Below are 8699 nucleotides of genomic sequence, written 5' to 3'. Positions count from 1 at the left end.
TCTGCTGGTTGATGCGTTTCCCACCAGTACAACCGAACTGTTGCCCGAGTGGGAGGCAACACTTGGGCTGCCAGATCCGTGCGCTGGGGTGAACCCAAGCATTGCCCAACGGCGCGCACAGGTTGTGGCGCGGCTGACAGATACCAATGGCTGTTCGGTTCCTTATTTCATCGCCTTCGCCAAGGCCCTTGGCTACGACATCACCATCACCCAGTTTACCCCCCGGCGCTTTGGGGCACGCTTTGGCACGCCATTTGGCGGTGATGCCTGGGCCTACGCATGGCAGGTCAATGCCCCGCAGTTCACAATCAACCGGTTGAAGTTCGGTGACAGCTTCGGCCAGCCTTGGGCACAGTGGAGCAACAATGTTCTTCAGTGCGAGCTGAAGGCCCGCGCACCAGCCCATACAATCCTTTTATTCAATTACGGGAACTGACATGGATCTGCTGATAGCGACCAACACAGTCGCACAGGAGCAGGCGGATAAAGCGCCCGCCTCTGGCACGCCCGGGTGGGCCACGGACGGCAACCCGGCTACCGGCCAATTGGCGACCGATGCACCCGCATGGCATTATAATATGATGATGTCGGAACTGATCGCCATCATTAAAGCTGCGGGCATTACTCCGAGCAACGCAGACTGGTCGCAGGTCCTAAAGGCTATGCAGACCATTTTTTCGCCCGCTCAGTATGGGGTTGCACCATATAGCGCACAACTCGCGCAGCTGGTGGGTGGGTACCCTATAGGCGCTGTTGTGTTTGACGCAGATGGAAATTACTGGTGTTCGACCCAAGCCAGCAACATGAGTGTTCCCGGTGCTGATGGTGCAAAGTGGCAATCCCTGTTTAACGGCTATGCCACAGAGAATTGGGCCAAGGATCAGTTTTTGCAACTCGCCCTTGCTACGCTCCAGAAGGTTACAGGCCCGGTGGCTTTTGCTGGACAAACAACGGTTCCTGATGTGGAGGCCTTTGCCGGGGGCGATGCGCTGAATGCCAAAACAGCAGACGGCCGGTATGTTCGGTCTGTTCCGGCTGCGGGTGGCACGAATGTCCGTATCGTGGATGCGCAGGAAGACGCAGCGGGAAACCTGATCGCCACAAAGTCAGACGGCACAACTACCAGTTATGCCCCCGGTTCGTACGGAACATTTACAGGCGGATATTGGATACAAACAGGGAATATCCGCCAAATCTGGTGGAGCCAGAAAATTCATTCTGGAGATACAGTCCCATTTCCATTTGCGTTTACCGCTCCTCCGAAAGTTTATACTCAGCAAACCCTGTATGAGGATCAGGCTCCTTATTATGAGATGGGTTACTCTTGTTTGCCGAATGAATCGGTAACGGCGACAAATTTCGTAATATCGACGCTGGTACTTTACGGTTCCACTGGAGGGAATACCGCAGCGCCATCTGGCGGAGTCACCATGAACTTTCATGCGGTTGGAGTGGTATCATGAGCATGTGGTATTCTGCATATCCCTCGGCCCGGCTGGCGGTATTCGGCAGTGATGGTGTTGTTACTGGCTGGGTGGAATGCTCCCAGTTTGCAGAGAAGCCGGATTGGCTACCTGCTGCCGATCAGACCGCAGAAGTTCCAGACGCTGTGTGGGAAAACCGCGCCACTGGATACTGGCAGGTAGCGAATGGGGTATTCTCTCAATATACTCCGCCCACTGTGACAGTCCCGCTGAAAACGCAGGCAGTCTCAGCGCAGGCGTGGATACAGCAGCAGGCCAACCTGGCTGCCGCGATGGGTGAGACCTTCACCGCAGACATGAAGACATATGTGCAGGCTATCGCGGCCATAGCTAGCGGTACGGATACCACCAGCACGGCGCTGCCTGCCCAGCCTGCGGATGTGATGGCAGCGGCCTCGGCCTGACCCGCGCCGCCCCGTCTGCACCGACCCGCCGCCCTGTGAGGCGGTTTTTTTATGCCCGGATAAAACGAATGACTGAAGCACAGGGCGCGCGACCGCGCGCATCTGATAATGACCTGCGCGCAATCGTAAGTGAGCATGCACAAGAAATTTCTCAGATTAACGGCCGGTTGGCTGGACTGGGTAAAGAGCAGCATAATCTGATGCGCGAGATCGTAGCGGTCCGCGCGGAAGGGAATGCCCGTTCAGAGGCTTCAGTCTCGGCGCTCTCGGATATCCGGGGCAGTGTAGAAGGGCTTGTTCGTCAATTAGCTGAACATACTGGCGCACAAAAGCGGCAGAATGAGCTGAAAGAGCAGGAACTCCGGGCGGTCAAAATCCGTGGTGAGAAGATCAAGATATGGGGGACAGTCATCGGTATAGTTGCCACGCTAGGTGGCATGGTCGGTGGAACGCTCCTTTCCAGTCAGACATGGGATGACTGGGCATTTGGAAGCGTGCATTTTCTTCATCGCCACCCGCATATGGATGATGGCCAGCAGGAAGCCGGACAGCATGACCGGCCTTAACCTCTCCCAGTTTAAGGCCCGCATTGTTCTTCCCGTTGTTCAGGCTATGGGGCAGGGTGGGGATGCGGCACTTAACCTGCTGACCGGTACGGCTCTAGTGGAAAGCGGGCTCAGCTATCTGGCCCAGCTCCAAGGACCAGCACTTGGCCTATGGCAGATGGAACCCGCCACGCATGATGACTGTTGGGCGAACTGGCTGCGCTATCAGCCGGATATGGCACGGCGTATCCTGATGCTATGCGGGATGACTGGCTCTCCTGATGCTGAAGCCACGGTCTGGAACCTTCGCTACGCATGCGCCATGGCACGGGTGAAGTACCTGCGTGCACCATCCGCCCTGCCGGCCGCCAATGATGCGGCGGCACTAAGTGCCTACCACAAACAGAATTACAACACGGCGCTGGGTGCCGCCAATGCGGCCCACAACGTCGGGTTGTTCCAGCAGGCCATTGCAGCCTGAGGAAAGGAGCCAGCCATGCGGCTTGCTCTGTTGCGCCAATTAGCATGGCGTCTTTTGACCAAGGGAAAACCTATGGTGGATACACCGCCTCAGCCTGCCAGAACGGCTGTGCTGACAGCAAAAGCTGTGAGCAAGCCAACGGTTCTGGTCGGGATTGTTCTCAGTATTCCTGACCCGTACCGCGAATACGTTCTGCTGGCATGGATTGCCGTAGCACTGGCCTGCACGGATCTGACACCTCCTGCCGGCCATGGCCGCATGCAGGTTGTTCTGATGCTGGCCTACCGGGTGCTCAATTTCATTGCCTGCAACTGGGGGGCTGCGGCCAACGCGCTGACAACCCTCTGGATCAGTAAGGGGAGCGGACTTCGCCCCCCGGTTGTAGCAGGGCGGGCAATTATTCCGTCCAGCCCTTTGGCGCGGGACAGTCCCCCGGAATAACCCCGCCTTTCTCCCCCAACGCACAGCCGCCCGAAGAGGCGGCTTTTTTTATGGAGCAATCCCATATGAACGAACTTCAGTCCGCCACGGCCCTGAATGGCCTGGTCTCCCAGATTGCTGGCAAACATGAAGATGCCGCAGTTAAGGCAGACCTCAACCTCGCGGGCACAGCAGTCAGCCTGCTGGTGCAGACACTGGTGCCCCGGCTGGATCCTGCACTCGACCTGAACGGGGTGGATACGGCCCTGTCCGAAATTTTCTCCGGCATGACCAAACTGGCTGCTCTGACTGCGGGAGCCGCGGTTCCTGCGCAGGCAACGCAGGAACCTGCCACAGACCCCACTCAGGTTTCGGCCTGACCTACTCGCCCCGTTGCAAATGCAGCGGGGCTTTTTTTGCTATCTGCCCAAGGGATCAATGATGAAACTGAGTTCTCTGCGTAATGTCCTGCGCTCCGGCACGCCCGAGAGTGTTCATGCCGTTCAGATCGAGGCTATCGACAAGGGCAAGCGTTGCTTTATGGGGCGTGCCCTCATGTCAGTTGGCGCTCTGGTGGCTGTTGCCTCCGTATCCGGTTGCCATGTCACAACCACAAATGGCGTGACAACCATCACGCTTGATGTGGCAAAGGTGAAGGCTTACGGGCAGGCAGGCCTGAATGCGGCCGCCACGGTGAGCAGCTTTCTGTCCGCTTTCCCTGCACTCGCGCCCTATGCCGCAGCTATCAGCATTGCCGATACAGCACTTTCCGGGGCACTGTCCGCTTTCTCGGATGCTGCCGGATCCACGCTGACCATCAACTATAATGATGCGACGTGGCAAACCCGTGTGAGCAGTGTTCTTACGGGCATGACTACGGTCGGTGGGGCGATCAACAGCGCCATCGCCGGGTCTGGCTCCATCCTATCCGCGAAGGTCATTGCCGATGCCAAAACGGCGTCAAACGCGCTGGCTACCATCGTCAGTGTGTTTGAGGCATTGCTGGGCATTTCCTCCACCCATGCGCCGGTTCGTGCGCGCATGACCCGCGATATGGTGTTTGTGGGGGCTGCTAACCCCGCCACAAGCATGACCGAGGCGCAGGCTCTGGCCATTCTGGGGGTGAAGTAATGCGGCCATCCGCCTTGGTTGCCTCGGCTGGTCTCATTCTGGCCGGGGTGTGGGTTGCAAGCGTCTACACGCGGGCGTGGTATCTATGAGCGGGCGCAAACTTGGGTGCCGCCCGGCAGTTGTTCTGCCGGGCCAGCCCCGCCTGGACGGTCTGCGCATGATGGCCCGCAAGGCTCCTGCTGTGTTGGACCGGTCGCATATCAATCCTGCCCCGCTCATGTTGGGGAATGACCAGATCGGAGATTGCACCAGTGTTGGGCTGGCCAATGCCTTGCGCGCCACGGCGGCCCTCGGTGGCTTTCAGATCGGTGTGGATGACGACAACGCTATCCAGTTCTATGCAGAGAGCACCGGATACAAGCCGGGCTGTCCGGAAACAGACCAGGGTGGCGTGGAGGTCGATGTTCTAAAATTTGCGGTGGTTTGTGGCTACCGTCTGGCATCTGGGGACTACTACCCCTTATGGGGCACCGCCAACGCACAGGACCGCAATGCTCTGGCTCTGATCATGGCCAGCCTCGGGACTGTCTATCTCGGCGTGCTGCTTTCCCAGTCTGACATGAATCAGATTGAAGCGACCAATGGTGCATGCGTGCTGGAGGCGGACAACGGCGCATATGGGGATACTACGCCGGGCAGCGCTGGCGGCCATTGTCTACTGGGTTGGAGTTATAGCGGCCTGTCCGATTCCGACACGGTGGAACTGCTGACGTGGGGGGCAATTCAGAAGGTCACATGGGGCTGGCTGCGCAGCCGGATCATGGAGGCCCATGGCCTTGTCTGGCCGCAGCTCACGCTGGCCAACGGCCTGTATCCAACCGGGCCTGATCTTGATGCGCTCAAAGCGCAGAATGTGGAGTTTCTGACAGCATGACAGTCATTGCATTCACAGCAACCGCTATCGCCGGGGTGGCCGTAGGGCTTCTCGGCGGTTTTGTCTTTTATGCTTATGCCGCGAGTAATTCACAATGACCTATCTGATTGCCACCGGGTGCGGCATAGCCGGGCTCGTGGTCGGTTTCTTCGCGGGCGTTTACTGGCTCGCACTGTACAGCCGGACCATAGGATGACGCCAGACTTTGAATGCGGAGCCATTGCCGGGGGCGCGATTGTCGGCCTCGGCACTCTCCTGCTGGCGCTCATATGGCGCTGGCGGGCAAGCGCAGGCAGTTTCTGGGGCCAGCTTACGAAAGGGCAGGACGATGCGGATTAAAGCGTTGGCCTGCCTTCTGGCTCTTTCTGCCTGCTCCAACGTCCCGCTACAGGCCAAGCGTGACTTGCTGGGCATGGCCCGCTCTGACCTCATCGCTTGCGCAGGGGTGCCGGACAACGTGGCCACCCTGCCAGATGGTGAGGTGCTGCAATGGCGGCAGGACCAGCAAGTGCAGGGACCGCTGAGTTTCAAGGGGCCGTTTAGCCTGGAGCTGGACCTGTCTGGCCATGGCACATGTCACTTTGTCGCCCGGCTGCAACAGGGGCGTGTAGCGCAGGTGGAATACACAGGGCCGAGCGGCACCATGCTGGGGCCATACTCGGCCTGTCGGCCTTTAGTGCTGGCATGTGAGCAGCAAGCACGTTTGACGTTAAAAAGTGAGTGACAAGACCATTTCCCCGGCGTCAGGAAAATGGTCTGACCAACGGCGCTCATGGGCAGCGGAGAGCCGTTGGCTGTAATGCATTACCACGTTAGGGGAGCATTAGGGCAGATATGAGGGGGAAAGCGGAAGGTCCGATTTAAGGAAGCTCAAGCACGAGAGTTGCTATCAAACATTCTGCGCCACTACTGCTAATGTACAAGCAAAATTCTGGAGAGTAGGACGCCGTGTAAGATGATCTTATTGTTACTATTGACGGATTGGCCATGATAGGGGAAATTAAATTCAAACAACTTTCATTAAGTAAGCAGAATTAATTATTATGATTTCTCCGCAAGAATATAAAGAACTAAGTATTTTAAAAAGAAAATTCAATGGAAATAATGTTTTTTTGGTTTCAAGTGTTATTGCTATGATTTACAATAGCATTGACCGAGAACTACAGAACATACCACGTAATTTCAGAGCAAGGGACGGTTCTAATGTGACAATACCATGCCAATCTGGCTGCCACTATTGCTGTTCGTTGCCTGTGGTCGTCACAGAGCAAGAAGTGATTGGAATTTTTACGTTTGTGGTGCAAACGAGCGGAGGGCAATGGCCGGAGATTTTGCAGGTAGTAAAAAGACTGGGAGAGCGAGCCAGAGCGGCGAGGGAGCAAATAGGGCAAGCCCAGGACGATCAGCGTAGAAGGTTAAGCATAGCTTGCCCACTTTTGCTTGATGGACGGTGTTCTGTTTATCGGGCACGTCCTCTTGCATGCAGAACTTATCTTGCAATAGATGTGACTGCATGTCGTGAAACATATGAAAATCCAGAATTGGAAATGGACATTGCTACTGTGGGGCAAGGGATGAAATTAGCTATGTTGGCTGGCCAGAAATTATTGGAGTTTTCGGCTGTGTTGAGGCTACCATTTAATAGATCTGGTTTTTACGATTTAATTGAAGCGTTAGACGTTTTTTTTAATATGAACGAAGCTGAGATCATTGCTTTTTTAGAAGGCCGGGCACAATCACCCCTACGTGGATATAGGTCACAAATCCTGACGCAGAAATAGAATGTAGGAAGACACCAGATGCGAGGTCAGTAAGCCTTCTGGTGCGTCTCATACTGTCTGCAGCAAGCCCCGAAGCTTGATGTCATAGCCCGCTTTTCGATCGACATACCTGATTTCACGTGCTGCATGCTGGACTGTGACAGCACCGGTTTGTTGAACGAGCCACAGCCGGACGAACTCAGGGTGCTTTTGGGAATAGTGGCAGATATGACGGAAACTCCATGACGGGCAGATTAGGAGATGCTTTTCTACACTCTTAACCTAACGCTCTATTCTCGGCAAAAAAATGTCGGAAATGGGGGATAAGGAGACGTCTCAAAACGGGAGACCCTGATCCTGCCTGCTTAAATGTCTGCTATGAAGGCGTAAGCAGACATTACCATGCCTGAGCTTCCATAATCTCATCCAGCCGTGTGGTGTAGCGGGCTGAGAGCATAGCCTGCCGGGGCTTCCAGTCTCGCTTGATTCCTGCCGAAAGCGGGAAAAGTGTACCGCTGCCAAACTTCTGGTTGATCCCGTCCATGGCAGCGAGAAGGCTATCCCTCTCAGGTTGCGTACTGGCTGTGCTGAACAGAGTGCTCTGCTGCCCATGTGGTGCCAGATCATTCAGCATGACGCCCGCCTTGGCGTAGCGGTACCCATTGAGCCATATCCGTTTCAGCAGGCGGGAGGCGTGCTGGCAGATGGTAAAAGTGTCATTGGTCGGTTCGCAACTGATGCTGAATTGGTTGGCGTACCAGCCCTCATCCCGCTTGTGTCGATTGGTCTGAATGAACACAGCGATATGGGCGGCATCCTGATCCTCTGCTCTCAGTTTTTCGGCGGCCTTGGCTGCGAATCCGGTTATAGCCTCATGCATTTCCTTATAGGTGGTAATGGGGCGGCCAAAGGAGCGGGTACAGGCCATGCCTTTGCGGGCCTCTGCCATTTCAGATATCTGGATGCAGCTTTCCCCCTGTAATTCCGCCTGCAGCCTTATGCCGGTTATGGCCATGATCTTGCGGATATGCGCAGGCTTTGCCTCCACAAACTGCTCTATGGTGCGCATTCCGGCATCGTGCAGTTTGGGGAGAAGGCGGCGGCCAATGCCCCAGACTTCCCCCACAGACACGTTGCGGTAAAATTTCTGGCGCGTCTGTAGATCAGTCAGGTCGCACAGCCCCTCCAGCTCCGGCCTGTCCTTGGCCAGCCCGTTGGCCAGTTTTGCTATGGTTTTGGTTGGCCCCCAGCCAACGCAGGTTGGCACCTTGGTGATCTTCTGAACGGCCTGGCGCATGGCCCCGCAATGGGCATGTAGCTCCGAGGCAAAGCCGGAAAGATCAAGGAACATCTCATCAATGGAATACGGTTCAACCCTTGGGCTGTAATCCAGCAGAACCTGATAGACGCGGCGGCTCATATCGGCATAGAGCGGATAGTTGCTGGAGAACCAGCGCACGTCCGAGAGCTTTCGTTCATGGCGGACCAGATGGAGGGTTCGAAAAACTCCATGGTTTTGAGTGCGTATCTGTGATTCCATACCTCCTGTGGTGATTGGGTGGATGAATGAATAATGAAACAGCCTGGTTTCTTTGATGTT

The 8699-nt window shown here is 55.9% G+C and carries 13 protein-coding genes; 12 read left to right on the top strand and 1 reads right to left on the bottom strand.

Annotation, left to right across the window (positions count from 1 at the left end; all coding sequences use genetic code 11):
* Position 1 precedes the first annotated feature (1 nt).
* The 12 genes from GOB83_RS14170 to GOB83_RS14115 all read left to right on the top strand — a co-directional run bounded on the left by GOB83_RS14170 (position 2) and on the right by GOB83_RS14115 (position 7120).
* Positions 2–436: a YmfQ family protein gene (locus GOB83_RS14170; protein WP_242005885.1), complete on the top strand. Its 435-nt coding sequence runs from the start codon at positions 2–4 to the stop codon at positions 434–436.
* A 142-nt stretch (positions 437–578) separates the two neighbouring features.
* Positions 579–1463, top strand: coding sequence for a hypothetical protein (locus GOB83_RS14775; RefSeq protein WP_194301411.1), 885 nt, complete (start codon positions 579–581; stop codon positions 1461–1463).
* Positions 1460–1888, top strand: a complete 429-nt coding sequence (locus tag GOB83_RS14160) for a hypothetical protein (RefSeq protein ID WP_165926562.1) — start codon at positions 1460–1462, stop codon at positions 1886–1888. The genes GOB83_RS14775 and GOB83_RS14160 overlap by 4 nt, the downstream gene beginning before the upstream one ends.
* A 68-nt stretch (positions 1889–1956) precedes the next feature.
* Complete coding sequence (locus GOB83_RS14155; protein ID WP_165926561.1) at positions 1957–2454, top strand: hypothetical protein; 498 nt, start codon at positions 1957–1959, stop codon at positions 2452–2454.
* Complete coding sequence (locus GOB83_RS14150) at positions 2441–2914, top strand: hypothetical protein (protein WP_165926560.1); 474 nt, start codon at positions 2441–2443, stop codon at positions 2912–2914. Before GOB83_RS14155 ends, GOB83_RS14150 begins: the two co-directional genes overlap by 14 nt.
* A gap of 15 nt (positions 2915–2929) precedes the next feature.
* The gene (locus GOB83_RS14145; protein WP_165926559.1) at positions 2930–3355 is read left to right on the top strand and encodes a hypothetical protein; all 426 of its coding nucleotides are present in this window, start codon (positions 2930–2932) and stop codon (positions 3353–3355) included.
* A 65-nt stretch (positions 3356–3420) separates the two neighbouring features.
* A complete protein-coding gene (locus tag GOB83_RS14140) occupies positions 3421–3714 on the top strand; it encodes a hypothetical protein (RefSeq protein WP_165926558.1) in 294 nt (97 codons plus the stop codon).
* 61 nt (positions 3715–3775) lie between these two features.
* Positions 3776–4465, top strand: coding sequence for a hypothetical protein (locus GOB83_RS14135; RefSeq protein WP_165926557.1), 690 nt, complete (start codon positions 3776–3778; stop codon positions 4463–4465).
* A gap of 85 nt (positions 4466–4550) precedes the next feature.
* On the top strand, positions 4551–5339 hold the full coding sequence (locus GOB83_RS14130; protein ID WP_165926556.1) for a hypothetical protein: 789 nt from the start codon (positions 4551–4553) through the stop codon (positions 5337–5339).
* A gap of 192 nt (positions 5340–5531) precedes the next feature.
* Positions 5532–5678 (top strand): hypothetical protein, encoded by a 147-nt coding sequence (locus GOB83_RS14125; RefSeq protein WP_165926552.1) that lies wholly within the window; start codon positions 5532–5534, stop codon positions 5676–5678.
* Positions 5668–6063 (top strand): hypothetical protein, encoded by a 396-nt coding sequence (locus tag GOB83_RS14120; protein WP_165926555.1) that lies wholly within the window; start codon positions 5668–5670, stop codon positions 6061–6063. The genes GOB83_RS14125 and GOB83_RS14120 overlap by 11 nt, the downstream gene beginning before the upstream one ends.
* Before the next feature lie 319 nt (positions 6064–6382).
* Positions 6383–7120, top strand: coding sequence for a YkgJ family cysteine cluster protein (locus GOB83_RS14115; protein ID WP_165926554.1), 738 nt, complete (start codon positions 6383–6385; stop codon positions 7118–7120).
* A 376-nt stretch (positions 7121–7496) separates the two neighbouring features.
* Here GOB83_RS14115 and GOB83_RS14110 read toward each other — a convergent pair whose 3' ends face one another.
* Positions 7497–8639, bottom strand: coding sequence for a Y-family DNA polymerase (locus GOB83_RS14110; RefSeq protein WP_242005884.1), 1143 nt, complete (start codon positions 8637–8639; stop codon positions 7497–7499).
* Positions 8640–8699: the final 60 nt, after the last annotated feature.

Origin of the sequence: Acetobacter fabarum (assembly GCF_011516925.1) — a bacterium.
GTDB lineage: Bacteria > Pseudomonadota > Alphaproteobacteria > Acetobacterales > Acetobacteraceae > Acetobacter > Acetobacter fabarum.
This window is presented reverse-complemented; position numbering and strand designations above follow the sequence as displayed.

Coding starts and splice junctions, on each gene's coding strand:
- GOB83_RS14775 (WP_194301411.1), top strand. CDS start 579: ATGATGATGTCGGAACTGATCGCCATCATTAAAGCTGCGGGCATTACT.
- GOB83_RS14160 (WP_165926562.1), top strand. CDS start 1,460: ATGAGCATGTGGTATTCTGCATATCCCTCGGCCCGGCTGGCGGTATTC.
- GOB83_RS14155 (WP_165926561.1), top strand. CDS start 1,957: ATGACTGAAGCACAGGGCGCGCGACCGCGCGCATCTGATAATGACCTG.
- GOB83_RS14150 (WP_165926560.1), top strand. CDS start 2,441: ATGACCGGCCTTAACCTCTCCCAGTTTAAGGCCCGCATTGTTCTTCCC.
- GOB83_RS14145 (WP_165926559.1), top strand. CDS start 2,930: ATGCGGCTTGCTCTGTTGCGCCAATTAGCATGGCGTCTTTTGACCAAG.
- GOB83_RS14140 (WP_165926558.1), top strand. CDS start 3,421: ATGAACGAACTTCAGTCCGCCACGGCCCTGAATGGCCTGGTCTCCCAG.
- GOB83_RS14135 (WP_165926557.1), top strand. CDS start 3,776: ATGAAACTGAGTTCTCTGCGTAATGTCCTGCGCTCCGGCACGCCCGAG.
- GOB83_RS14130 (WP_165926556.1), top strand. CDS start 4,551: ATGAGCGGGCGCAAACTTGGGTGCCGCCCGGCAGTTGTTCTGCCGGGC.
- GOB83_RS14125 (WP_165926552.1), top strand. CDS start 5,532: ATGACGCCAGACTTTGAATGCGGAGCCATTGCCGGGGGCGCGATTGTC.
- GOB83_RS14120 (WP_165926555.1), top strand. CDS start 5,668: ATGCGGATTAAAGCGTTGGCCTGCCTTCTGGCTCTTTCTGCCTGCTCC.
- GOB83_RS14115 (WP_165926554.1), top strand. CDS start 6,383: ATGATTTCTCCGCAAGAATATAAAGAACTAAGTATTTTAAAAAGAAAA.
- GOB83_RS14110 (WP_242005884.1), bottom strand. CDS start 8,639: ATGGAATCACAGATACGCACTCAAAACCATGGAGTTTTTCGAACCCTC.